Genomic DNA, 24708 nt, shown 5'->3' on the forward strand with positions numbered 1-24708 from the left:
TAGCCTAGTTATTATTGAAAGACCAATTATAAGTAGTCTTTAGATCATTTATTTTCTCGGTGGTGGTACTATTTATGGTATTAGAACCAGGGTTGTTGTTAAAATCTATATAACCATCAAAAATTGAATTTAAAACTGCTCGGTCATAAATTAGGGATATTAATTCATCAAGTTGAGTGTCGTTAAATTGATTTCCGCCAATATGAAGATCAAAAATTTTAGGATTATTGGTGATATCTAACGCTGTAAGATTATTATTCTCAATAATTAAACGGTCTATCTCTGGATTTTTAGATAAATCTATGTCATTTAAAAGATTGCTGTCTATATATAGGTTTTTTAATTTAACATTTAGCGATAAATCAATAGCAGCTATTTGATTTCCATATAAATCAATACGTATAAGCCCCGTATTCTTTGAAACATCAATACCGGTAAGTAAATTTCTCCCAATGTTTATTTCTTCTAAACTTGTGTTTTTTGAAATATCTAACTCTTTTAATTTATTATCAGATAGATCGATTCTTTTTAAGCTTAAATTTTTTGATAGGTCTAAAGTGTTTAATTGATTTTCGCGAGCTAATAATACTTTTAAGTTTGTATTATTAGAAATGTTTAAACTGGAAATAGAATTTCCGGTTACCCATAAAAACTCTAAATCTAAATTTTTAGAAACATCAATATCAGCTAATTGATTATACCTTAGGAATACATTTTTTAATTTAAGATTGTTCTCAAAGTTCAAATTGGTTATTTGATTGTATCCTAACGATAATTGTTCTAGAGCAGGATTCTTCGAGGTATTTAAGGTTGTAAGTTTGCCGGCATAAAATTCACAATAATTAAGCAAGCTTAACTTACTTATATCTGCCGAAATTAAATTACTTTGATAATCGTTTTGCCCGTCATTGCAATTAAATCTTAATTCTTGTATGGCTTCTAGCGGCCCACTTATTTTTATGGTATAAACCCCCTTAGTTGTATAGGTATGGTTTTGTTCACTATCTTCTGTAGTATTGCTTATTACAGAAAAATAATCATCAGTAGTTCCATCTCCCCAATCTATTTTAAAATTTGAATTTGCAATTGATTTTATAACAATAGTCTTTGTCGTGGTTATGATTGATTCATCAACAATCAGGCTGAAAAAATCTGTAGCTTCAGGGAAGTCTATATCTAACTTTTCATATCCAAAATCTGCCTCAGTATACCCCTCCGTACTTATATTTTCTGTAGATGTAATAGTCAGTTTTTCTTCTTTTACATTAAAACTAAATGGCAATGTATTTTGAGCTGATTTAGACAAAGCCGAATTTGCCTTGGGAGTCATGGCAATTACTATATTATCGGCATTAATCAAGATAAATTCAGTTAAGTTGTAACTTCCTGATTTAAGTATTATTTCTTCGGTTATATATTTTTCCCCTTGCTCAAAAACTTCAACTTTTTCCCTTGTAAAAACTGCGTCGCCGTTAGCATCGTTAATGCTGATCAATGCAAAGAAAGTATCGGGGCTGCTTGTTGCTTTTTTTGATTCATTTTTTTGATTGAAAGTTGTAAAGTCAATTTGAAATACTTGCCTCCCTTCTACTTTTGTAGTTATTTTAGGCGTATTAATTTCTTCGTTGTCCTTATTACATGAAATAGTAACGATGGCTGTAAATAGTAGGTAGAAAAAGATTCTCATAGTTAGTTGGTTGAAAAGTAATTTATTGTTTAGGCTATGTGAATATACTATAAATAATTATATATTTTCAATATGTTCTTTTTTTTAGTGTGAAACATTTTTGAAATAGCATCCAAACTCGGTTTTAAGTACCCGTAATATTTTAGCCGCATGTATATAAAAGTGCCGGATACAGCCCAAAAGAGCACCGGTTGATGAATTGATTTTTAATTGTCCCTCCCTAATTACTTATTTGAAGCAATATGTATTGACTATTTAGCCAATAACATTTCTTTTTTTCAACAATTACCCATTGCCCATCTTTTTAACTAATAAAATTACAAACCATACTTGCTTCCCTTTTACCACTTAAAATCGTAACTTTGTGGTTTTGCATTTTGTATGACAAATTTTGAGGAAAATATAGAGGTTAAAGGCGCCAGGGTCCATAACCTTAAAAATATAGATGTTACAATTCCCAGGGAAAAATTGGTGGTTATCACGGGGCTTTCCGGAAGCGGGAAATCCTCTTTGGCCTTCGATACCATTTACGCCGAGGGGCAACGCCGCTATATTGAAACCTTTTCGGCTTATGCCCGGCAGTTTCTGGGCGGTTTGGAGCGCCCAGACGTAGATAAAATAGACGGGCTCTCCCCTGTTATTGCCATCGAGCAAAAAACTACTTCCAAGTCGCCACGGTCTACTGTTGGCACCATTACCGAGATTTATGACTTTTTAAGATTGTTGTTTGCACGCGCCGCCGATGCGTATAGCTATAACACCGGAGAAAAAATGGTGAGCTATAGCGACGAACAAATACGAGATTTAATCCTTGCCGATTTTAAGGATAAGCGCATTAATGTTTTGGCACCCATAATACGCAGTAGAAAGGGGCATTACAGGGAGCTATTTGAACAAATTTCCAAACAGGGCTTTGTTAAGGTTCGGGTGGATGGCGAAATAAAAGACCTGGAAAAGGGCATGAAACTGGACCGTTACAAAACTCACGATATTGAAATTGTAATAGACAGGCTACAGGTAGACAATAGCGAAAATACGGCCAAGCGTTTGGGCGAGACCATAAATACTGCCATGTACCACGGCGACGACGTTTTAATGGTAATCGATAATGACAATGGCGATGTACGCTTTTTTAGTCGGAATTTAATGTGTCCTACCTCGGGGATTTCGTACCCCAATCCAGAGCCCAATACGTTTTCGTTCAACTCCCCCAAGGGAATGTGCCCAACATGCAGTGGCTTAGGGCGTATTTATGAAGTAAACCTTGAAAAAATTATTCCCAATGAAAATTCAAGTATAAAATCGGGCGGGATCTCCCCCTTGGGAGAATATAAAAAGTCATGGATTTTCAAGCAACTGGAGGTAATAGCCCAACGGTTTGATTTTAAATTGACCGATGCCATTAAGGATATTCCAAAGGAAGCAATGGAAGTCATTCTTCACGGTGGAAATGAAAAATTCTCGATAGAATCCAAAACACTGGGCATTACCCGCGATTATAAAATAGATTTTGAAGGGATTATAAGCTTTATAAAAAATCAGTTCGACGAAAGTGGCTCCAGTTCCATCCGCCGTTGGGCAAAGGGCTATATGGACAAGGTAGATTGCCCAACTTGTAACGGCACCCGTTTGCGGAAAGAATCGCTTTATTTTAAGGTGAACGAAAAAAACATTGCTCAACTGGCCTCTTTGGACATGATAGAGCTGGCAACTTTTTTTAAGGAGCTTCCAAAAAGTCTTTCAGAAAAACAATTAAAAATAGCCGAAGAAATTTTAAAGGAAATCAATGCTCGCATCAGTTTTTTACTGGATGTTGGCCTGGATTACCTGTCGCTTAACAGAAGTTCTAAATCCTTATCGGGGGGCGAGGCACAGCGTATACGTCTGGCCACGCAAATAGGTTCTCAACTGGTAGGGGTTTTGTATATTTTGGACGAACCGAGCATCGGGCTCCACCAACGGGATAACGACCGGTTGATTAAATCATTGGAATCTTTAAGGGATATCGGGAATTCCGTTATCGTGGTAGAACACGACAAGGATATGATAGAACGAGCCGACCATGTAATAGACATTGGCCCGAAAGCGGGAAAAATGGGCGGCGAGATCATCTCAGAAGGCCCACCGGCTGCATTGAAACAATACCATACCCTTACCGCAGATTACATTACCGGGAAAAAAGAAATTGAAGTCCCCAAAAAACGTAGGAAGGGAAACAAAAAATCCATTGTTTTAAAAGGATGTACGGGCAATAACCTAAAAAAGGTAAACGTAGAGTTTCCACTTGGCAAAATGATTGGCGTTACCGGGGTCTCGGGAAGCGGCAAATCTACTTTAATCAACGAGACGCTCTACCCTATTTTAAACGCACATTTTTTTAATGCAGTAAAAGTCCCAATGCCATACAAAAGCATTAAGGGGCTGGAGCATATAGACAAGGTTATCGACATTAATCAATCGCCCATTGGCCGTACACCACGGTCCAACCCGGCTACATATACCGGGGTGTTTAGTGAAATACGCACGTTGTTCACGCAAACCCCAGAAGCCATGATACGCGGGTACAAGCCGGGAAGGTTTAGCTTTAACGTAAAAGGCGGCCGTTGCGAAACCTGCCAAGGTGCCGGCGTAAGGGTTATAGAAATGAATTTTTTGCCCGATGTTACCGTGGCTTGCGAAACTTGCAATGGAAAGCGCTTTAACAGAGAGACCCTTGAAATACGCTACAAAGGAAAATCTATTGCCGATGTGCTGGAAATGACCATTAACGAGGCTGTTAATTTCTTTGAGAACATTCCTAAAATACACCGCAAATTGGCTACATTGCAAGATGTTGGTTTGGGCTACATTACGCTTGGGCAACAGTCTACTACCCTTTCCGGAGGCGAGGCGCAACGCGTAAAATTGGCTACCGAGCTATCCAAAAAAGATACGGGAAATACTTTTTACATCTTGGACGAGCCTACAACAGGGCTACATTTTGAAGATATCAACGTATTAATGGGCGTATTGAACACCCTTACCGATAAAGGAAATACAGTACTTATTATTGAGCATAACCTGGATGTAATAAAAATGGTAGATCATATTATTGATATTGGCCCCGAAGGCGGTAAAAGTGGTGGAAAGGTTATTGCAACGGGTACACCAGAAGAGATTGCCAACAACAAAAAAAGCTATACGGCCACCTATTTAAAGAAAGAGCTCATGGCCAATAGTATGCAAGAAGGCTAAAAATGTTCCTGCACCCAAAACATGCAGGAAAATAGAATGAACAAACAAAATATTTTGATATATGAGAAAAGAACAACACAGCAAGGGTTGGAACGAGATTAAAACAAACGACTCATGGGCCATATTTAAAATAATGGGCGAGTTTGTTAGCGGGTATGAAAAACTAAGTCGGATTGGCCCCTGTGTATCTATCTTTGGATCGGCCCGTACAAAACCCGATCATGCATATTATCAACTAGCAGAAAATATAGCAAAGAAAATTGTAGAAGCCGGTTATGGCGTTATTACTGGTGGCGGACCGGGAATTATGGAAGCCGGAAACAAAGGGGCACACCTTGCCGGGGGAACTTCTGTGGGGCTAAATATAGAACTCCCTTTTGAACAGCACGACAACCCGTATATTGACAGTGATAAAAATCTGGACTTTGATTATTTTTTCGTGCGGAAGGTTATGTTTGTAAAGTATTCTCAAGGCTTCGTGGTCATGCCCGGTGGCTTTGGTACCTTGGACGAACTTTTTGAGGCCATTACACTTATACAGACCAAAAAAATAGCCATGTTCCCTATAATTTTAGTGGGAAGCGATTTTTGGGGCGGATTGATGGACTGGGTAAAAACAACTTTATTGGAGGCAAACAACAATGTAAGCCCTAAAGACCTCGATTTGGTCAAAGTCGTAGATACCGAAGATGAAGTGGTAGAAGTGCTCAATGCATTTTATAAAAAATACAATTTGAGTCCGAATTTCTAACTCAAAACGGTCAAAAAAATTATACCTGTTCTTGCCCTACGGCCGGAACAGGTTTCTTTTTATTTTTTTGGTGCTCGGAATACACCATGGTAAATTCTGCCCCCATAAAAAATATCAATCCCGTATAGTATACCCATAATAATATAAGCACTACAGAGCTTGCGCCACCATATACCGAGGCCGGGGCTGTCTGCCCGAAATAATATCCCAATAATGTTTTTCCCAGTAAAAACAACAATGTTGTTATAATGGCCCCAATAAAAGCGGTTTTCCAACGCACCCTCCTATTTGGCAAAAACCTGTATACAGCTGCAAATAAAACGGTTATTATGGTCAAGGAAATTATAAAATTGAAGAAGGAGACCAATGCTACGGTTATTTCGGGAAAATAATTTTTAAGGTAGTTGTTCAATACCGAAATGCCGGCCGATATTATCAAGGAAATTATAAGTAGGAAACCAATGGCCATAATCATACCGAAAGAAATAAGCCTGTCTACCACCATCTTTTTAAAATTGGTATTGTCTTCTGCTGCTTCAAAAATAATATTGAGGGTTTTTTGAAGTTGATAAAATACGCCCGTTGCACCAAAAAGAAGCGTACTGGCACTTATAACAATATTCAGCGTAGAATTGCTGTTGATGCTGGCACTGGTAATCATGCTTTCTATTGCTTCAGCGGGACCACTACCTATTAGACCGGAAAATTCAGAAGTAATATGGCCCTGTACGGCTTCCCTTCCAAAAAATATACTGCTCACCCAGATTACAATCAGTAATAAAGAAGGCAGGGAAAACAAGGCATAATAGGCAATTATGGCGCTTTTTGCAAAGGGGTCAAGGTCTAACCAATGCTTGAATGTTTTTTTTATGATGGAAAAGCCCGTTTTTAATTTCATAAAAAGACAATTTAATTTGCCCACCAAGATGAGCCCTGAATAATTAATGTTTGCCTGCCCGGTATTGGTATAATGAACTACGGACAATCTTATTTTAAATATATCTTTTATATAAGAAAAAAGCTGTTAAAGTATCCACAAAAGATATTTAACAGCTTTTAAATTATTCAAACTTTGTCAAAAACGCTTTTAAGCCGAGTTCCTACTCGCGTTAATGTTACCAAACAAAGAGCGGGTAACCATGCGTTCGTATATTTCCAACAATTCTGGGTCTACTTCTTTTTTGGACGCCTGTAATTCTTGGATCTGCCTAAGTGCAAACTGCTGAATGGTAAGCAACGGTAATACTATTTTCTCCCTTACTTGAATAGAAGCCCGCATGGAACGCGTGTCTTCCATCAGTTCGGAATATCCGGTTACCTTGAGCAGCATTTTTTTGCTTCGCTCGTATTCTTCATGGATAATTTTCCAGAAAGCACCAAACTCCTTGTCTTTTTCCATATAGGCCGTAAGCTTAAAGAAAGATTTGGTCAAACTCATCATACTGTTTTCCAAAAGGGTCCTGAAGAATGCCGAATTGTTGTATAACGATTGTACTTTGTCGAACTCCTTATTATCGACAAATGCCTGTATGGCAATGCCCACACCATAGAATCCGGGTACATTTTGTTTTAATTGGCTCCAGCTTCCCACAAATGGAATTGCCCTTAAATCGGAAAAGACCAACTTATCGGACTTCCCTCTTTTGGAAGGCCTACTTCCTATATTGGTTTTGGCATAATATTTCAAGGTGCTCATCCGCTCTAAATAAGGTAAAAACTTAGGATGCTTTTTAAAGTCAACATAAGCTTTGTAACTTATTTCGGCCAGGCGGTTCATAGTATCGCGGTCTACATCGCTCAATCTGTCTTTTTCATCTGCAAAAACGTTGTTGGCAATACCAGAGCTTATAAGTTGCTCCATATTATACTGGCAGGAATCCAATGTTCCAAAATTAGAACTAATGGTCTGGCCCTGAATGGTTAATTGTACTTCTTCGTTTTCAATAGTTGGCCCCAACGAAGCATAAAACTGGTGTGTTTTTCCGCCTCCACGTGCTGGTGGGCCTCCCCTACCATCAAAGAACACTACTTTCACATTATATTTACGGGAAATTGCCGTAAGTGCTTCTTTGGCCCTGTAAATACTCCAATTGGCCATTAAATAACCGCCATCTTTTGTTCCATCGGAAAAACCGAGCATAATGGTCTGTTTGTTCCCGCGTCTTTTTAAGTGTGCCGCATACGATTTGTTGGTATACAGGGTCTCCATAACATTATGGGCATCTTCTAAATCGTCTACGGTTTCGAACAATGGAATAACATCTGCCGTTGGCTGTTCCCAATCGCACATGCGTATCATGGCAAATGCTTCCATAACATTGAGAACGCTTCCGTTGTTGCTTATAATGTAGCGGTTACAGCCCAGCTCTCCATTATTTTGCTGAATGGTTTTCATGGCATAAATGGATTCTAGCGTAACGCGGCTCATTTCGTGTTTAAAAAGGCTCGGGTTTACTTTCCCGACAACTTTTCCAAGGGCTTTTATTTGCTGTTCTTCTGAAAGCTTTTCGTAGTTTTTAGGGAAGATATCCAGCCCCATTTCAAGTGATTCTTTAACAATGTTGGATAATACATTGTGATGTACCCTGGAATCTTGACGTATATCCAAACTTGCAAAATGGAACCCAAAGAGTTTCATTTTATTAATAAGGTCGTTAATTTCTTCTACAAACAACGATTGGTGTTTGGCCACAAGAATCTCCCTAATTTCGAGCAGAGTATTCATGGTTTCTTCCGCAGAAATGGTAGTTCTTCCACTCTCTAAAAAGATATTTTCGTACAGTTTAGACTCCAGATCTGTTATAAGTTTGTCCACAAACTCAAAAGTAATCCTCCTGCGGAGCCTTCTTACGTCCCTGTAGTAATTTTTTAGAACGGTACTACGGAGCCTGTCGGCAACTTTCAGGGTAATGTCTGTAGTTACAAACGGGTTCCCGTCCCTGTCGCCACCTGGCCAAAAACCTAAGTTTAATACTTGGTTGTTGAGTTCTTCATCGCTAAAAATATTGTTTTGTATATAATTAAATATCTGGCTTGAAGATTGGTAGAACACATGTTCTAAATACCAGATTAAACTAACGGCTTCATCAAATGGAGTTGGTTTTTCCTTTTTAAAGAAAGGAGTTTTCCCCAACTGCGCCAGTAATTTTTTTATGTAATTGAGATCGTTGTTACGAATGGCTTCGGCCAGATCGGTTATAATTCCCAAAACAGAACCCGGGTAAAATTGAGTAGGGTGTGCCGTTAAAACGGGACGTACTTTAAAATGTTTTAAGTACGACTTTAACTCGCCCATTTTGTTTTTGGCCTCGGCTTCTTCTTTTACATTTCGCAGGGTTCCCCTGCCATCCATATTGTTTACCACCGGAAAGGTTGCGTCTTCAATGGCGTCAAATAACACAACCTGTCGTTCTATGTATTGAATAAACCTAAAAAGAAGGTCGAATTTATCAGCATCCGAAGGTTTTTCGTAATATTTATCAAAAAAACGACTTACAATTTCTGAAGGGTTTTTGTTTTCCTCATAGCCTTTTTCACATGTTTCAGAAAATAACGGCAACAAAACCCCAGTATTTGTTATTTCATCAAATGGGAGCGTGATGAAAATACTGTTGTAAATTTGATATCTGGATAATACACTTTCATTAAATCGGTCTATTTTCGGTTTTCTTAGCATATACTATTTTTGTAATATTTTGGTTTCACGTAAAAGTACAAAAAACCCTCTCAAAATAAGTATTGAGAGGGCTTGATTATAGATTTTAAACAGATATTTTACAAATCGTTAAAAATAGTGTGCATTAACCTACGTTTATCATTGATACTTTCTTCCAATGAAATCATGGTCTCTGTCCGGGATACACCGTCAATATCGTCTACCTTGAAAATTATCTCTTTGGCATGTTTTGTATCTTTTGCCCTTATTTTACAGAAAATATTGAATTTCCCTGTGGTAATATGCGCCACTGTTATGTAAGGAATTTGGTTTAGCCGCTCTAAAACAAACTTGGTCTGATGCGTTTTCTCTAAGAAAATTCCAACATATGCTATAAAAGAATACCCTAATTTAACATAATCAAGAGTTAGTGAGGAGCCTTTAATAATGCCGGCATCCTCCATTTTCTTCACCCTAACATGAACTGTACCCGCCGATATCAAAAGTTTTTTTGCAATATCCGTAAAGGGGGTTCGGGTATTTTCAATCAACATGTCAAGAATTTGATGGTCTACCTCGTCTAATTTAAATTTCGCCATAGTTATTTTATTATCTTTAAAGAATAAGCAAAAAAAATAAAAAAAATTGAATAATCCATAATCGTTTGCTAAATATTTTTTTAACAAAACCTTAATTTCTTTAAATTTTCTTTAAAAATTCTGTTAAATAACTATTGTTTAACCTGTCAATTTCAACAGGCGCTACTTCTATTTTACTCATAGTTAATTCCTTATGCCCATAAAAGTGTAAATGTGGCTCTATATGCTCCACAGAAGGGATAAACTCTATTTTATCATTTAATAATGTTTCCTTAAAGAACACTGCTATGTCTTTATATTCAATACCATTTTTAGTTTTGACAGGAAATTTCCTTAAAATGACATCATAAAACAGCTTATCGTTTTCAGGGATTTCAAAATAACCATGATATTTTTTGCCGGTTATTTCGGTTTCACCAATATAATTAATAGCTGCAACCAATGCATATGCTATGTATTTTCGGGTTTCTTCCCGTTCGTAATCGTCTGGGAAATGGCCAGATTCAAATAAAATGGTTGGAACACCCATCGATTGAAACGTATCCCCCACGCAATTAAGGTTAAAACCGTCGTCGTACCTTCCTACTTGTTTTGGAATAAATTTTTGCAATATTTTATCTATGGCTGCAATGACTTCCATACTTTTCCTTCTGTTGGCGGTAACCTTTCTTTCTTTGTCTTCAGCAGGCGTTAAAAAAGAAACCGTTGCCGGGTGCCTGGATTTTCCCGCACTAAATATGGTACGCTGATCGTGCAGATTAAAGCAGAAATGAGGCTCAAACTCATTAAAAACATTGCGCAAAAGTCTGCTTTCGGGTTGCGACAAGTTTTGTGCATCCCTGTTAAGGTCCACTTCATTACTGTTTACCCGTGTATATGCAGCAGCCCCATCTGGATTGAGCATCGGGATGATGCACAAGGTAAAGTTGTTTATAATATAGGTGCGAAAAGCTTCATTGTTTTGTATAAAGCAAAGCAAATCCAACACGGCTTTTGTCGTGGTCGATTCGTTTCCGTGCATTTGCGACCACATTAAAATCCTTTTTTTACCATTGCCTATATATATGGTGTGAATGGGTTTTTGTAAAACAGAATTGCCAATATGCGAAATTTTAAAAGCCGCCTCATATTTTTTTAAAATAGGTTCAATATCCAGTTGGGTAAGATATCTACCGGTAATTTTTGTCTCTTTATAAGTTGAATATGCTGTTGTGTAAAAGGTAATTAAATCCATAGCTACTTTTAAGGTTTACAAATGTAAAATTATATTAGTTCACAGATGTAAACTAAATAAAGTAACAAATGTAAACTATCCTTATATCATTCCAATGTCAAATTGTTTCCATTTGTATACGGATTAACATGTACATTTCACGATTTTTATATAATTAGTTTAATTTACTATATTTCAATTATTTAAATGTAACTATCTAAATATAAAATTGAGTATAAATAGACTAATATTGCATTAATTATTGGATAAATCAGTTATAATGTTTACATTTGTAACATTCGCTACTATCAAAACGTGGTTTACAATGGTAAACAAGGAAGAATTTATAGAACGGCTGGAAAAAGTGTTGGATTATTACGATTTATCAGCTTCGGCTTTTGCAGATAAAATTGGGGTGCAACGTTCCTCTATTTCACATTTGTTATCGGGAAGGAACAATCCTAGTTTGGATTTTATCATGAGAATTCTTCATAATTTTCCAGAAGTAGAGCTTTACTGGCTCCTTAACGGAAAAGGAAGTTTTCCTGCTGAAGTTGAAGAAAAGGGAGTTTCGTCCACTGCATCAAACTTGTTTGCAGGTACTGAGGACGAAAATACTGAAATAGATAACCAACAATCCGCAAATGAAGCACCGATTGATACAATATCGGGTCCTGTGCAAAAAAATGAAATTGCCCGCATTGTAGTCTTTTATAAGAATGGTACCTTTGAAGAATATAAAAATTCAAACTAAATGAAGTATCCTGTATTGTTTTTATTGTGCTTTTTAATGTTTTCTTCATGCTACCAGACCGAAAGAAATTGCAGCGATTTTAAAACCGGTGAATTCGAATTTACCTATAAAATTAACGGCGAAGAAAAAACAAGCAGGTTTGTTAGAAACGATTCTATTGAAGTGGATTATTATGAAAACGAAATAGACTCCAACACAGTGCGGTGGATCAACGATTGCGAGTTTATTGTGAAAAAAATAAACCCAAAATCGAGAAACGATGCCAAGGCGATACACATGAAAATCCTTACGACCAATAAGAATACCTATCTTTTTGAGTATTCTGCCGTTGGGGATAAAAAAAACAAACAAAAAGGTACTGCTATCAAAATTAACGACCTTTAATAGCCTTCACAGACCTAGGTAATTTCTTCATAAAAACAATTTTGTGCGTATTTAAATATATGAATATTAAGAATTTTCATATTTTTAAGTATGATTGGTATTGAATTGATAACGGAAAGCATAAATGCACCCAATTTTATCCTTAAAACAACAGCCGCCACTATATCGGGGCTGCTTATTGGTTTGGAAAGGGAGTACAAAGGAAAAAGTGCCGGTTTAAAAACAAATACTTTGGTGGCCATTGGCGCTTGTACTTTTGTAATTATTTCCTTGCAGTACGAGCACCAGTTCGGGGTGGATATTACTAGGGTATTAAGCCAGGTAATTGTCGGGATTGGCTTTTTGGGTGCTGGCGTGATACTTCAAAAAGAAGATAAAATAAAAGGGCTTACAACTGCCGCCACCATATGGTGCAGTGCTGCTGCCGGTTGCTTGGCGGCCGCGGGACTTTATGTGGAACTTGCCCTCATGACAATCTTGGTGGTGCTTATAAATGTAGTTTTTGGGTATGTCGACACAAAAATTGAAAAAAATAAAAAAAGAACCGACGATTAATCAAATAATGTTGGGCCATCGTCCCCTTTTTTTGAAGTGTTATTTTCATTGTCGTTTTCGGCACTAACGTTTTCTTCATCATTTACTTCCATATCTTTTGGCTCGACTTCTTCGGGTTCTTCAAATGGTAATGGATCTAGAATGTTTATTTGATTTATTTTTTCTTTAGTTAACTGATTTCCAATAGCATTAATGCCTTTTATTGAAATAAACTCTTCAATATTAACTTCCATGTTTGGTTTACGCTCTTTACCTCTTTCCTTGGTAAATTCCACATCAACCACGGGTCTCCAATCTGTAGAAACAATCTCCAATTGAGAGTCTGGGTGTTCCGATATAAAAGATTCTTCCCTTCCTTCGTTTTCAATTAAAAACCGTTTTACGTAAAACAATTCTTTTTCGCCGTTGTAATAAATGGCCGAGACAGGCTTTTTAGGGTTCCATTTTTCCAAAACAATCATATTGCTTTCAAAATGCATGGTTAATTCTGGGGTCACCGTTTTTGCTATTCCATTTTGGGTGATTATAAGCAATTTGTCTTCTCCTTTAAACGCTCCCAAAAGGTCGCCTCGCCCATCTACATTTAGCCTTTGCACGGTTTCGTCGTACCATATTTTGCGCGGTTTTAAGGTAGAAACCCCTTTTTCTTTAAGTTCGATGCGTTTAATGGCATATTTGCTTACGATATTTCCTTTGGAGTTTCGTCCTTTTATCATAATATCGGCAAAATCCACATCCCATTTTAATTTTTTAATGCTTCCTACCTGACGCAAGAAAACGGTAACAACTTCTGCTTCGCCGTTCGGGTTGGCCGAAAAGTAATGCACATAAGAACCCGACTTGCCATTTGTTAGGTCGTATTCCTTGTCGCGGGTAGTGCTCGACACATAAAAACGCTTAATATAAGTAGCGCCACCTTTACCGTCTTTGTAAATCATGTTGTAAATGGTGCGCTTGTCTTTTTTCTTGAACACGGCAACATGGATAATGTCTTTCCCGATAAACGTTTTGGTGTCTACCTTGGTTACCATCATGACCCCGGTAGCGGTAAATACAATAATGTCGTCTATATCGCTGCAATCGCAAACATATTCGTCCCGTTTTAGGGAAGTGCCAATAAAGCCTTCTTTTCGGTTTACGTAGAGTTTTGTGTTTCTTATAACAACCTTTGACGCTTCAATATCGTCGAAAATCCTTATTTCTGTTTTACGCTCCCGTCCTTCACCGTAAGTTTTTTTCAGATGAGTGAAATAATCAATTGCAAAATCAATAAGATGTCCCAAATGATGCTTCACCTTTGCAATATCTTCTTCAAGGGCGTCAATTTTTTGCTGGGCTTTATCGATATCAAATTTAGAAATACGCTTGATCCTTATTTCGGTCAACCTAACAATGTCTTCTTCCGTTACGGGTCTTTTTAAATGTTTTATATGAGGTTTTAGCCCTTTATCGATAGCACTGATTACCCCTTCCCATGTTTCCTCTTCTTCGATATCGCGGTAAATCCTGTTCTCGATAAAGATACGTTCCAGTGATGCAAAATGCCATTGTTCTTCTAACTCGTTTAATTGAATTTCAAGCTCCTGTTTTAGTAATTGTACCGTATTGTCGGTAGAGCGCCTTAGCATTTCGCTCACCCCGATAAACAAGGGCTTGTTATCTTCAATTACACATGCCAATGGAGAAATTGATGTTTCGCAGGCCGTAAAGGCATAAAGTGCATCAATGGTTTTATCGGGGGAGATCCCCGATGGCAAATGCACTAGAATTTCTACTTCGGCAGCAGTGTTGTCTTCAATTTTCTTTATTTTAATCTTCCCTTTGTCGTTTGCTTTTAAAATGGAATCTATCAGACTGGAAGTATTGGTGCCAAATGGAATCTCGTTGATTACAAGCGTGTTTTTATCGTATTGAGAGATTTTGGCACGAACACGTACTTTTCCGCCCCTATTCCCGTCGTTATAATTGGTAACGTCCATAATCCCGGCCGTTGGGAAATCTGGGTAAATAGTAAAGCGTTTTCCTTTTAAGTGCTTAATGGAGGCATCTATAAGTTCTACAAAGTTGTGCGGCAGGATTTTTGTGGAGAGCCCGACAGCAATTCCTTCTGCGCCCTGAGCCAATAAAAGCGGGAATTTTACCGGAAGGTTGATGGGTTCTTTTTTTCTTCCGTCGTAGCTAAGTTGCCATTCTGTAATTTTTGGGCTATAAACTACTTCGAGCCCAAATTTAGAAATACGGGCTTCAATATATCGCGGTGCTGCGGCGCTATCGCCGGTTAATATGTTGCCCCAGTTTCCTTGGGTGTCTATTAACAGGTCTTTTTGGCCGATTTGTACCATGGCGTCCCCAATACTGGCATCGCCATGCGGGTGGTACTGCATGGTATGCCCGACAATATTGGCCACTTTGTTGTAACGGCCATCGTCCAGTTCTTTCAAAGAATGCATAATTCTGCGCTGTACCGGTTTAAAACCATCTTCTATGGCGGGTACTGCACGTTCTAAAATTACATATGATGCATAATCCAGAAACCAGTCTTGGTACATTCCGCCTACGCGCGTTATTGTTTCCTGATTGTTATTTTCTTCCGGATTGAGTTCTGTATTTTCTTCCATACAAAATTAGCAGGTTCTTTTTTTTATTTTATGAACTATTGATTTTTAATACTTAATCTTCAACTACATCAAGTTCTACTCGAAGATTATTTATGATAAATTTTTGCCGGTCAGGGGTATTCTTGCCCATGTAAAATTCCAATAGACTTTCTATGGACATGGCTTTGTCCAGCATTACGGGGTCCAAACGGATATCATCGCCGATAAAATGTTTGAACTCATCCGGAGATATTTCACCCAGCCCCTTAAATCGGGTTATTTCGGGTTTCCCCTTTAGCTTTTCAATGGCCGCTTTTCTTTCGTCCTCGCTATAGCAATAAATAGTTTCTTTTTTGTTTCGCACTCTAAAAAGCGGGGTTTGGAGTATGTATAAATGTCCTTCTTTTATCAATTCTGGAAAAAACTGCAAGAAAAAGGTAATTAACAGCAAACGTATGTGCATCCCGTCAACATCGGCATCGGTAGCAATTACAATGTTGTTGTACCGCAGGTCTTCCATAGATTCTTCTATGTTCAAAGCTGCTTGAAGAAGATTGAACTCTTCATTTTCATACACAATTTTTTTGGACATTCCGTAGGTATTCAACGGTTTTCCACGTAAACTAAATACGGCTTGTGTATTGACATCCCTGGATTTTGTAATGGAACCCGAAGCAGAGTCTCCCTCGGTAATGAACAGGGTTGTTTCCAGTGCGCGTTCATTTTTGGTATCTCCCAAATGAACCCGGCAATCCCTGAGTTTTTTATTGTGCAGGCTTGCTTTTTTAGCCCGTTCCTTGGCCAGTTTCCTAATACCGGAAAGTTCTTTTCGCTCGCGCTCCGCAGCCAATATTTTTCGTTGTACCTTATCGGCAACTTCTGGGTTTTTATGCAAAAAATTATCCAGTTGCGTGCCAATAAAATCGTTTATGTAGGTTCTTACCGTTGGCAGGTCGCCGCCCATATCGGTCGAGCCCAGTTTTGTTTTGGTCTGGCTTTCAAAAACAGGCTCCATTACTTTAATGGAAATAGCCCCTATAATTGATTTTCTGATATCGGAAGCATCGTAATTTTTTCCGTAATAATCGCGCAATGTCTTTACAATAGCCTCCCGGAAAGCTGCCAAGTGCGTTCCCCCTTGCGTGGTGTTTTGCCCATTAACAAACGAATGGTACTCCTCGCTGTATTGAGTCCTGCTATGCGTTAAGGCCACTTCTATGTCGTTTCCCCTTAAATGGATAATAGGGTAAAGCATATCGTCTTTATTGGTGGTATCTTCCAATAAATCTTTTAAACCGTTTTCCGAATAAAACTTTTCCCCGTTGAATACAATGGTTAACCCCGGATTGAGGTATACGTAATTACGTACCATTTTCTCGATGTATTCATTGCGGAATTTATAGTTTTTAAAAATGCTCTCGTCGGGCACAAAAGAAACTTTGGTCCCCCTCCTTCTACTGGTTTCATCCAGTTCTTCTTCGTTTACAAGGTTTCCCTGTTCGAATTCGGCGGCTTTGGATTTGTTGTCGCGGTTAGACTCGACCCTAAAATAGGTAGACAAGGCATTTACCGCTTTGGTCCCGACCCCATTTAATCCCACCGATTTTTTAAAGGCGCGCGTGTCGTATTTACCACCGGTATTCATTTTAGACACTACATCCACTACTTTTCCCAGCGGGATGCCCCGACCGTAATCCCTTATAATCACTTTGTTTCCCTGAATGGAAACTTCAATGGTTTTGCCGGCCCCCATGACAAATTCGTCTATACAGTTGTCAAGCACCTCTTTTATCAGGATATAAATACCATCGTCTGCAGAAGAGCCGTCGCCCAATTTCCCAATGTACATCCCAGGTCGCATACGGATATGCTCCTTCCAATCCAACGAACGTATATTATCTTCTGTATACTTAGTAGTTTCTGACATAAAAATATTAGAAATGGGTTTCGTTGCTAATATAATGTTTCATCGTTTAATATGAAACCCCTTACTGCTAAAGTAATTAACAAGCTTTTTACTGAAATTGTTAAGAACCTGACTTTTTGTAAGTTGATTTGTTTAATGATATGGCTATTATTCCTACAATTACCAATAATGTGCCTCCCAACTGAAGCATTGTTAAACGTTCGCCCAAAAATATGGAAGCCAAAATTATGGTAGAAATGGGTCCCAATCCACCTAAAATTGCAAAATTAGAAGCTCCTATTTCCTTAATGCAATACGATACCAAATACGAAGGAATAACCGTGGAGAGCAAGGCCATGCCCAACCCCAGCCAATATACGTTTGCGTTGTAACCCAGTAAAGTTGTATGCTCGAAAATAAGGTAATGCAAAACCACGGCACCACAAGATATTATCATGGCATACGAGGTAAAACGGGTTACCCCGAATTTTGGTATCAGCCAATCGCTTCCGGTTAAATAAGATGCATATGTTAATGCGCTTAAAAATATAAACGTAGCCCCTAATAAAAATTGCGAGCCTTCTATGCCCAATTCGTCCCAAAAAGAAACCACAACCCCAAAATAAGTAAGCAATATGGCCATTAACTGGACTTTGGTGATGGGTCTTTTTAGAAAAATGCGCGATAACAGGACCACTATCGTTGGATAGATAAACAAAATGATACGTTCTATGCTTGCTTTTATATATTGAAGTCCGATAAAATCGAAATAACTGGCCAGATAATAGCCTATTATCCCAAAAACAACAAGCCAGAGATATTCTTTTTTTCCCTGTTTTTGTTCGCTTTTTTTGGTAAAGAGCAAAACCAGCACATAAAACGGCAACGAAAATAACATTCTGAACATAAGTAAATTAACAGCAGTTACATTGTACTGATATGCCAATTTTACCATAACTGCTTTGGCCGAAAAAAGAATTACGCCCAAAATGCCGATTGCAATGACGATCCACGTAAAGCCCTTTTTGTTTTTTATCATTGGTTTATAAATTTTTGGTAAGCGATCTATTGAATTACTGGTAAAATTATAATTTCTTCTTTTTTTTATCCGTAAACGAAAAATAATCCTACAATATTCAATTCAGCTTAAAACTCATAATCGATTAAAAAACAATAGATTAAAATAGGTTTGAGTTGATGCCATAAAAAAAGAGGTTTGAACTGTAGGTGCAGTTCAAACCTCTTTTATGTGCTTTTTTGGATGTTTTATACATTAAACCTAAAATGCATTACATCGCCGTCCTTTACAATATATTCTTTGCCTTCCACACGCATTTTACCGGCTTCTTTTACTTTGGATTCACTTCCGTAGTTTACATAATCATCATAACCAATAACTTCTGCACGGATAAAACCCTTTTCAAAATCGGTGTGTATTACGCCCGCAGCCTGTGGTGCGGTAGCACCGATGGAAATTGTCCAAGCCCTTACTTCTTTTACTCCAGCAGTAAAATATGTTTGAAGGTTAAGCAATTTATATGCAGCACGTATCAATTTTGAAGCGCCCGGTTCGTCAAGGCCTATGTCCTCCAAAAATAATTGTCGTTCTTCATAATCTTCCAGTTCGGCTATATCTGCCTCGGTGGCAACGGCCAAAACAATTACTTCGGCGTTTTCGTTTTTTATGGCTTCTTTAACCTTGTCTACATGCGCGTTTCCAGACTTTGCCGCACTTTCATCAACATTGCATACATAGAGAATTGGTTTTGCGGTAAGCAACTGGAAGCTTTTCATAAACTCCTCTTCGTCTTCATTAACATCAACGGCACGTGCCGAAATACCACTTTCCAGGGCTGTTTTAAATTTTTGAAGCAATGCTTGCTCCTTCTGTGCATCTTTATCACCTGTTTTGGCGGCCCTGTTTACCTTTTCAAGACGTTTGTCTACTGTTTCCAAATCTTTGAGCTGAAGCTCTATATCTATGGTTTCTTTATCTCGAATAGGATTTACATTGCCGTCCACGTGTACAATATTGTCATTGTCAAAACAACGTAGCACATGAATTATAGCGTTGCATTCGCGTATGTTGCCCAAAAACTGGTTTCCAAGCCCCTCGCCTTTGCTGGCTCCTTTTACCAATCCGGCAATGTCCACAATTTCTACGGTAGCGGGCATTACCCGCTCTGGGTTTACAAACGACTCTAATTTTTCCAACCGGCTGTCCGGTACATTTACCACCCCTAAATTGGGCTCTATGGTACAAAACGGAAAGTTGGCACTTTGCGCTTTGGCATTAGATAAGCAGTTAAATAAAGTTGATTTCCCAACATTTGGCAATCCTACAATTCCGGCTTTCATGAATGAGTTTTTGAAATTTGCGAGTGCAAATATAGGTAATAGTTTTAAGAATCTATGCTGGGCATTATCGATAATATTAGAACTTGTACAAGGAACAAAACCGGTAAGGCCAGCGCTATACCATTTGCGTTGCGAGGGCATTTTTTCTTTTTTCGGTTCCGTTGATACATAAATCATTTTATGATTATCAAAAAATTGATAGTCAATACATTACACTGTTATTATTTACGTTTAATCGCCCCGGGCTTAACAAATACTTATCATTCATTGTGAGGGTATTAACATCCTTTGCAATATAAAACACGTATATTATAGTATATAATCAAAACAAAAAAAGACATGAAAAGTTTAATCTTATCAACAGTATTAATTCTGGCAACTTCTTTTGCCTTTGCGCAAAATAAAGATGTGCTGGAAGAAACGGTAACAAAAACTACAACGGTTAAAGACAACAAAGGGGAAGAACAATCACAACAGAGTGTTGTGGTCCGCAAGGAGCAGAACATTAATTTGAGTGAAGCCGATAGAAACAAAATTAATCAGGAAAGAGTAGCTTCTCCGGTAAAAATAACAAAACATGAAACCATTATAGATGGAAATGTGCAAACGGTGCTAGACAACAACGCATCTTTTACCTGTGAAGGGGTTGAGTGCGATTTTTCGCCGAGCAATCAAGGTTTTATTATTGGCGGCAACGACAATACCTTAAAAGCTACCAGTTATAAGTCGTCCAGCAATGATTTTATAGTGGAAACCGAAAAAGGTAACGGAATAGGTTATTTTGATAGTAATGCAAATTTTGTTATCGAGTATTACGACAAAGACCAAAATAAAATAGTTAAGCGCGTATACACAGCTCAACAACAATAGTATAAAACATACGTAAATAAGAAAAAGGCGGTCTACAATGGACCACCTTTTTTATATCAATTCATTTTAAAACGTACGCGTTTATTTATTCTGGATGCATAAATTGTTGCTTCCCGAGCAATTCTTCTTCGGTTTCTACGTGGTCCTCATCGGGCACACAGCAGTCAACCGGGCAAACGGCAGCACATTGTGGTTCTTCGTGAAAGCCTTTGCACTCGGTACATTTATCGGGAACAATATAATAAATTTCGTCGCTTACCGGTTCTTGTGCGTCATCCGCATTTACCGATTTCCCTCCGGGAAGCACAACATCCCCGTTCAACGATGTTCCATCGCTATATCTCCAATCGTCTGCGCCTTCATAAATTGCGGTATTTGGGCATTCTGGTTCACAAGCCCCGCAATTTATACATTCATCTGTTATAATAATAGCCATACTTTTTCTTTTTCATTTTATGTTAGCCTTAACTAACGCTTTATTATGCGAGTCGTATTTTACGGCCTTACCTTTCATTTTATTAAAATTTAAGGAGAAAAAAATACCGCCTCGTTTCAATTCTGTAAATTTGCAGTGTCAAAAATAAAGACAAACAAAATTTTTACCAAATATAATGAGTGACATTCACAACAGAATTAACGCTTTTGTTAAACTTGGGGCTTTTTTAAATCAATTTTCCAGTCAATCGCCAACAGTTGATGCAACCATAGCGGGCAACGAAATTTTCTTTGATGGGTTTAAGCATCAATTAAAACTGGCAGAAGAAAACAACGCCTGGTTTACTAAAAACAATTTGCAATTTACGTTAACCACTTGGGGAGAAGCCTTATCTTCTTCAAATTTAAAAAAATGGCTTTCCAATTATTTAATCGAAGATGTACACCCCAAAAAAGTTGCTATTATTATGGCCGGGAACATTCCGTTGGTGGGGTTTCACGATTTTTTATCAGTTTTAATTTCGGGGCACGAAGTTGTTGTAAAGCAATCGTCCAACGACAAGCACCTGCTCCCCTATCTTTCTAAATATTTAGAATATGTAGCGCCTTTTTTTAAAGGAAAAATAACTTTTACCGATGATAAAATACAAAATTTTGATGCCGTAATCGCTACCGGAAGCGATAATACCGCCCGCTATTTTGAATATTACTTTGGTGCCAAGCCCAACATTATCCGCAAAAACCGTAACTCGGTTGCCGTTCTAACCGGAAAAGAGTCCGTAACAGATCTTGAAGCCCTAGGCGAAGACATTTTTAGGTATTACGGCCTAGGCTGTAGAAGCGTTTCCAAGCTGTTTGTTCCAAAAGATTATAATTTTGATGCATTTTTTAAGGCTGTTTATAAATATGGCGATATTATCCACGAAAATAAATATGCAAACAATTACGATTATAACAAGGCCGTGTATTTAATGAGCCTTTTTAATATTTTGGAAAACGGTTTTTTAATGCTGAAGGAAGACGAAGGCTATGCATCGCCCATTGCAACGGTTTTCTATGAAGAATACACTACTGTTGAAGCTATAAAGGAAAAACTTACAAACGACGCCGATAAAATACAGTGTACCGTGGCAAACGGGCTTGTTGATGGCGAAGTTGCATTTGGCAAAACACAGCAGCCAAAACTTTGGGATTATGCCGATGGCGTGGATACGCTGGATTTCCTCCTGAAATTATAAACCTGTACATTCCATTAATATTAGTTTCCATGGCATATCATGGTTAAGGCATGATATTGTGAAAAATGGAGTTATTATTGTGACTTTCATTTTGCTTTTTTTATTAATTTTGAGAATTAAAGGCATTTAATATGAACCCGATAATAGAAAACAACATCGATAAACTTAAAGCGTTGTGCATAAAGTACAAAGTAGATAAAATGTACGTTTTTGGATCGGTTTTAACGCCCGACTTTAATCAGAAAAGCGATATTGATTTTTTGGTGAGACTTAAACCTTTTGGTCATAAAGGAGCATTTTTAAATTATTTTGATTTTAAAGATAGTCTAAAAGAGTTGTTTAAAAGAGAGGTAGATTTGGTTAGCGAAGAAGGCCTTGAAAACCCATACATAATTAAAAGTATCAATAAAACCAAGCAATTAATCTATGGATGATAGAATAAACGCATATTTATTATGTGTAAGCTCTAAAAAAATATGGAACTAAAAGATTATTTAATTATTGGATTAGGTTTAATAGGATGGATTTGGGGAATTATACAATTTAGACTAAACAGAAAATATCAAAAATCCGATAGAGCAATTGACAAAAGATTTGAAGTCTATTCAAATTTTATGGAAAAAATGGATCAAATGAGTGCAAATATGCGAAGTGATCCAAATGCTATTTATGGCATTCAAATTGATTTAATGAGTGAAATTATTTCCGGAGATGAAGAAAGAAGTAATAATGCAATGATAAAATTTAATGAAAAATTATTCGACCTCACAAAAAATGCATCAGAGTCCTTAATGATGGTTTATCAAGAATTAAATAAACTAAGGTTAGTTGCTAGCGGAAAATTACTTCCAAAAATTAATGAATATAGAACTTTAGTCCAAGATTATATGAATGAGTATCAAGGCGCATTAACTCAAATGTCGTCTAGCAATTTAAATCAAAATACAGAAATTTTGCAATCAATAGGTTATGAAAAAAGAAATGAAAGAATGAAGGTTTTATGGCAAGATATTGAGGGTTTAATGAGAGAAGAAATTGGGTTTTATAGCAAGTAAAACCTATATACAAGAACGATATTTTAAAATCAATTAACCATATACAAGACTATTTGGAGGCGGGTAAATTTAAACCCGCTTTTTTAATGTTTTAAAACAAAAACCAATAAACAAAACCGGTTCCAACTTGAAACAGAAAACAGGTTTAAAAGTAAGTTTGGTTTTAAATTTTTATAAAATTGGCAATTCAAGCCTGCACAATGTAACAACTCTGTTTGTTCTGTTATCAATCTAACAAAATAATTGTACTTTTGATAACAGTTTTTCTACGAGAAATTAGCAACTTTGTAAACATAAAAAACACAACTGACATTTATGAAAAAGCATAATTTTAGTGCAGGACCCTGCATTCTACCCCAAGAGGTGTTAAAGAAAGCTTCAGACGCCATTTTAAACTTTAACGGTATCGATCTTTCGCTTATTGAAATATCCCACCGCAGCAAAGACTTTATAGCTGTAATGGACAAAGCGCAGGAGCTTGCTTTAGAACACTTAGGGTTACAAAACAAGGGATATAAGGCCTTGTTTCTTCAAGGGGGCGCCAGCACTCAATTTTTAAATGTAGCCTATAATTTGCTAAACAAAAAAGCCGCCTATTTAAATACGGGTACTTGGTCTACAAAAGCCATTAAAGAGGCAAAATTGTTCGGAGAAATCGTAGAAGTGGCCTCTTCAAAAGACGCCAATTTTAATTATATCCCAAAAGGCTACGCAATCCCTTCAGATATAGATTACTTCCATTGCACATCCAACAATACCATTTTTGGAACGCAAATAAAAGATTTTCCAAAAGTATCGGCTCCTTTGGTTTGCGATATGAGCTCTGATATTTTCTCAAGACAATTGGATTTCTCCAAGTTTGATATTATCTATGCCGGGGCACAAAAAAATATGGGACCCGCCGGTACTACGCTTGTGGTGATAAAAGAAGAGGTTCTTGGCAAAGTAGACAGAGCTATTCCTTCTATGCTCGATTACCGCGTGCATGCCGAAAAGGATAGCATGTTTAATACTCCGCCCGTTTTTGCGGTGTATGTGTCCATGTTAACATTGCAATGGCTTAAAGACCTTGGCGGGATTACAGAAATTGAAAAAAGAAACAATGCAAAAGCCGAACTAATATACAGTGAAATCGACAGAAACCCACTATTTAAAGGTTTTGCGGCAAAAGAAGACCGTTCCCCAATGAACGCCACCTTTAATTTGGTAGACGAAGCGCACAAAGATACCTTTGATGCCCTGGCTAAAGAAGCTGGGCTAAACGGAATTAATGGTCACCGTAGCGTTGGCGGATACCGTGCTTCCATGTACAATGCATTGCCTATAGAAAGTGTGCAGGTACTGGTCGATGCTATGCAGGAACTGGAAAGAAAGGCCTAAAAAATTAAAAGTTTTATACAGAATAAATTAACAGATA

The 24708-nt window shown here is 37.5% G+C and carries 20 protein-coding genes; 10 read left to right on the top strand and 10 right to left on the bottom strand.

Annotation, left to right across the window (positions count from 1 at the left end):
• Positions 1 to 4 precede the first annotated feature (4 nt).
• Positions 5 to 1687, bottom strand: coding sequence for a leucine-rich repeat domain-containing protein (locus PSF86_RS06790; RefSeq protein ID WP_277899301.1), 1683 nt, complete (start codon positions 1685 to 1687; stop codon positions 5 to 7).
• 381 nt (positions 1688 to 2068) lie between these two features.
• On the opposite strand from PSF86_RS06790, the gene uvrA reads away from it, so the two are divergent.
• Positions 2069 to 4921 (top strand): excinuclease ABC subunit UvrA, encoded by a 2853-nt coding sequence (uvrA, locus tag PSF86_RS06795; RefSeq protein ID WP_277899302.1) that lies wholly within the window; start codon positions 2069 to 2071, stop codon positions 4919 to 4921.
• A 61-nt stretch (positions 4922 to 4982) separates the two neighbouring features.
• The gene (locus tag PSF86_RS06800) at positions 4983 to 5672 is read left to right on the top strand and encodes an LOG family protein (protein WP_277899303.1); all 690 of its coding nucleotides are present in this window, start codon (positions 4983 to 4985) and stop codon (positions 5670 to 5672) included.
• A 19-nt stretch (positions 5673 to 5691) separates the two neighbouring features.
• On the opposite strand, the gene PSF86_RS06805 is transcribed toward PSF86_RS06800, so the two are convergent.
• The 4 genes from PSF86_RS06805 to PSF86_RS06820 form a co-directional block, all read right to left on the bottom strand.
• Positions 5692 to 6570 carry a YihY/virulence factor BrkB family protein gene (locus PSF86_RS06805; RefSeq protein WP_277899304.1) on the bottom strand — a complete coding sequence of 293 codons (879 nt, stop codon included), beginning with the start codon at positions 6568 to 6570 and terminating at the stop codon, positions 5692 to 5694.
• A 189-nt stretch (positions 6571 to 6759) separates the two neighbouring features.
• Complete coding sequence (locus PSF86_RS06810) at positions 6760 to 9348, bottom strand: phosphoenolpyruvate carboxylase (RefSeq protein WP_277899305.1); 2589 nt, start codon at positions 9346 to 9348, stop codon at positions 6760 to 6762.
• Positions 9349 to 9446: 98 nt separating this feature from the next.
• Positions 9447 to 9926, bottom strand: a complete 480-nt coding sequence (locus PSF86_RS06815; RefSeq protein WP_277899306.1) for an Lrp/AsnC family transcriptional regulator — start codon at positions 9924 to 9926, stop codon at positions 9447 to 9449.
• Between the two features lie 100 nt (positions 9927 to 10026).
• On the bottom strand, positions 10027 to 11160 hold the full coding sequence (locus tag PSF86_RS06820) for a M14 family metallopeptidase (protein WP_277899307.1): 1134 nt from the start codon (positions 11158 to 11160) through the stop codon (positions 10027 to 10029).
• Between the two features lie 304 nt (positions 11161 to 11464).
• On the opposite strand from PSF86_RS06820, the gene PSF86_RS06825 reads away from it, so the two are divergent.
• The 3 genes from PSF86_RS06825 to PSF86_RS06835 all read left to right on the top strand — a co-directional run bounded on the left by PSF86_RS06825 (position 11465) and on the right by PSF86_RS06835 (position 12832).
• A complete protein-coding gene (locus tag PSF86_RS06825; RefSeq protein WP_277899308.1) occupies positions 11465 to 11893 on the top strand; it encodes a helix-turn-helix domain-containing protein in 429 nt (142 codons plus the stop codon).
• On the top strand, positions 11894 to 12277 hold the full coding sequence (locus tag PSF86_RS06830; RefSeq protein WP_277899309.1) for a hypothetical protein: 384 nt from the start codon (positions 11894 to 11896) through the stop codon (positions 12275 to 12277).
• 90 nt (positions 12278 to 12367) lie between these two features.
• Complete coding sequence (locus PSF86_RS06835; protein ID WP_277899310.1) at positions 12368 to 12832, top strand: MgtC/SapB family protein; 465 nt, start codon at positions 12368 to 12370, stop codon at positions 12830 to 12832.
• Here the strand turns inward: PSF86_RS06835 and PSF86_RS06840 are convergent.
• The 4 genes from PSF86_RS06840 to ychF all read right to left on the bottom strand — a co-directional run bounded on the left by PSF86_RS06840 (position 12829) and on the right by ychF (position 19693).
• A complete protein-coding gene (locus tag PSF86_RS06840; protein ID WP_277899311.1) occupies positions 12829 to 15450 on the bottom strand; it encodes a DNA gyrase/topoisomerase IV subunit A in 2622 nt (873 codons plus the stop codon). The genes PSF86_RS06835 and PSF86_RS06840 overlap by 4 nt on opposite strands.
• Positions 15451 to 15502: 52 nt before the next feature.
• Positions 15503 to 17356: a DNA topoisomerase IV subunit B gene (locus tag PSF86_RS06845; RefSeq protein WP_277899312.1), complete on the bottom strand. Its 1854-nt coding sequence runs from the start codon at positions 17354 to 17356 to the stop codon at positions 15503 to 15505.
• Between the two features lie 100 nt (positions 17357 to 17456).
• Positions 17457 to 18374 (bottom strand): DMT family transporter, encoded by a 918-nt coding sequence (locus PSF86_RS06850; protein ID WP_277899313.1) that lies wholly within the window; start codon positions 18372 to 18374, stop codon positions 17457 to 17459.
• 227 nt (positions 18375 to 18601) lie between these two features.
• A complete protein-coding gene (gene ychF, locus PSF86_RS06855) occupies positions 18602 to 19693 on the bottom strand; it encodes a redox-regulated ATPase YchF (RefSeq protein WP_277899314.1) in 1092 nt (363 codons plus the stop codon).
• 339 nt (positions 19694 to 20032) lie between these two features.
• On the opposite strand from ychF, the gene PSF86_RS06860 reads away from it, so the two are divergent.
• Positions 20033 to 20563, top strand: a complete 531-nt coding sequence (locus tag PSF86_RS06860) for a hypothetical protein (RefSeq protein WP_277899315.1) — start codon at positions 20033 to 20035, stop codon at positions 20561 to 20563.
• Positions 20564 to 20648: 85 nt separating this feature from the next.
• On the opposite strand, the gene PSF86_RS06865 is transcribed toward PSF86_RS06860, so the two are convergent.
• Positions 20649 to 20999 carry a 4Fe-4S dicluster domain-containing protein gene (locus PSF86_RS06865; protein ID WP_277899316.1) on the bottom strand — a complete coding sequence of 117 codons (351 nt, stop codon included), beginning with the start codon at positions 20997 to 20999 and terminating at the stop codon, positions 20649 to 20651.
• Positions 21000 to 21174: 175 nt separating this feature from the next.
• Between PSF86_RS06865 and PSF86_RS06870 the strand changes: the two genes are divergently transcribed.
• The 4 genes from PSF86_RS06870 to serC all read left to right on the top strand — a co-directional run bounded on the left by PSF86_RS06870 (position 21175) and on the right by serC (position 24671).
• Entirely contained in the window at positions 21175 to 22236 is a 1062-nt protein-coding gene (locus PSF86_RS06870) for an acyl-CoA reductase (RefSeq protein ID WP_277899317.1), read from the top strand.
• 131 nt (positions 22237 to 22367) lie between these two features.
• Positions 22368 to 22670, top strand: a complete 303-nt coding sequence (locus PSF86_RS06875) for a nucleotidyltransferase family protein (RefSeq protein ID WP_277899318.1) — start codon at positions 22368 to 22370, stop codon at positions 22668 to 22670.
• A gap of 42 nt (positions 22671 to 22712) precedes the next feature.
• The gene (locus PSF86_RS06880) at positions 22713 to 23291 is read left to right on the top strand and encodes a hypothetical protein (protein WP_277899319.1); all 579 of its coding nucleotides are present in this window, start codon (positions 22713 to 22715) and stop codon (positions 23289 to 23291) included.
• Between the two features lie 315 nt (positions 23292 to 23606).
• Positions 23607 to 24671 (top strand): 3-phosphoserine/phosphohydroxythreonine transaminase, encoded by a 1065-nt coding sequence (serC, locus tag PSF86_RS06885; protein WP_277899320.1) that lies wholly within the window; start codon positions 23607 to 23609, stop codon positions 24669 to 24671.
• Positions 24672 to 24708 lie beyond the last annotated feature (37 nt).

Origin of the sequence: Galbibacter pacificus, from assembly GCF_029603165.1 — a bacterium.
Classification (GTDB): Bacteria; Bacteroidota; Bacteroidia; order Flavobacteriales; family Flavobacteriaceae; genus Galbibacter; species Galbibacter pacificus.

Excerpts from the sequence above, each read along its gene's own strand:
- PSF86_RS06790 (WP_277899301.1), bottom strand. The coding sequence starts at position 1,687 with ATGAGAATCTTTTTCTACCTACTATTTACAGCCATCGTTACTATTTCA.
- uvrA (WP_277899302.1), top strand. The coding sequence starts at position 2,069 with ATGACAAATTTTGAGGAAAATATAGAGGTTAAAGGCGCCAGGGTCCAT.
- PSF86_RS06800 (WP_277899303.1), top strand. The coding sequence starts at position 4,983 with ATGAGAAAAGAACAACACAGCAAGGGTTGGAACGAGATTAAAACAAAC.
- PSF86_RS06805 (WP_277899304.1), bottom strand. The coding sequence starts at position 6,570 with ATGAAATTAAAAACGGGCTTTTCCATCATAAAAAAAACATTCAAGCAT.
- PSF86_RS06810 (WP_277899305.1), bottom strand. The coding sequence starts at position 9,348 with ATGCTAAGAAAACCGAAAATAGACCGATTTAATGAAAGTGTATTATCC.
- PSF86_RS06815 (WP_277899306.1), bottom strand. The coding sequence starts at position 9,926 with ATGGCGAAATTTAAATTAGACGAGGTAGACCATCAAATTCTTGACATG.
- PSF86_RS06820 (WP_277899307.1), bottom strand. The coding sequence starts at position 11,160 with ATGGATTTAATTACCTTTTACACAACAGCATATTCAACTTATAAAGAG.
- PSF86_RS06825 (WP_277899308.1), top strand. The coding sequence starts at position 11,465 with ATGGTAAACAAGGAAGAATTTATAGAACGGCTGGAAAAAGTGTTGGAT.
- PSF86_RS06830 (WP_277899309.1), top strand. The coding sequence starts at position 11,894 with ATGAAGTATCCTGTATTGTTTTTATTGTGCTTTTTAATGTTTTCTTCA.
- PSF86_RS06835 (WP_277899310.1), top strand. The coding sequence starts at position 12,368 with ATGATTGGTATTGAATTGATAACGGAAAGCATAAATGCACCCAATTTT.
- PSF86_RS06840 (WP_277899311.1), bottom strand. The coding sequence starts at position 15,450 with ATGGAAGAAAATACAGAACTCAATCCGGAAGAAAATAACAATCAGGAA.
- PSF86_RS06845 (WP_277899312.1), bottom strand. The coding sequence starts at position 17,356 with ATGTCAGAAACTACTAAGTATACAGAAGATAATATACGTTCGTTGGAT.
- PSF86_RS06850 (WP_277899313.1), bottom strand. The coding sequence starts at position 18,374 with ATGATAAAAAACAAAAAGGGCTTTACGTGGATCGTCATTGCAATCGGC.
- ychF (WP_277899314.1), bottom strand. The coding sequence starts at position 19,693 with ATGAAAGCCGGAATTGTAGGATTGCCAAATGTTGGGAAATCAACTTTA.
- PSF86_RS06860 (WP_277899315.1), top strand. The coding sequence starts at position 20,033 with ATGAAAAGTTTAATCTTATCAACAGTATTAATTCTGGCAACTTCTTTT.
- PSF86_RS06865 (WP_277899316.1), bottom strand. The coding sequence starts at position 20,999 with ATGGCTATTATTATAACAGATGAATGTATAAATTGCGGGGCTTGTGAA.
- PSF86_RS06870 (WP_277899317.1), top strand. The coding sequence starts at position 21,175 with ATGAGTGACATTCACAACAGAATTAACGCTTTTGTTAAACTTGGGGCT.
- PSF86_RS06875 (WP_277899318.1), top strand. The coding sequence starts at position 22,368 with ATGAACCCGATAATAGAAAACAACATCGATAAACTTAAAGCGTTGTGC.
- PSF86_RS06880 (WP_277899319.1), top strand. The coding sequence starts at position 22,713 with ATGGAACTAAAAGATTATTTAATTATTGGATTAGGTTTAATAGGATGG.
- serC (WP_277899320.1), top strand. The coding sequence starts at position 23,607 with ATGAAAAAGCATAATTTTAGTGCAGGACCCTGCATTCTACCCCAAGAG.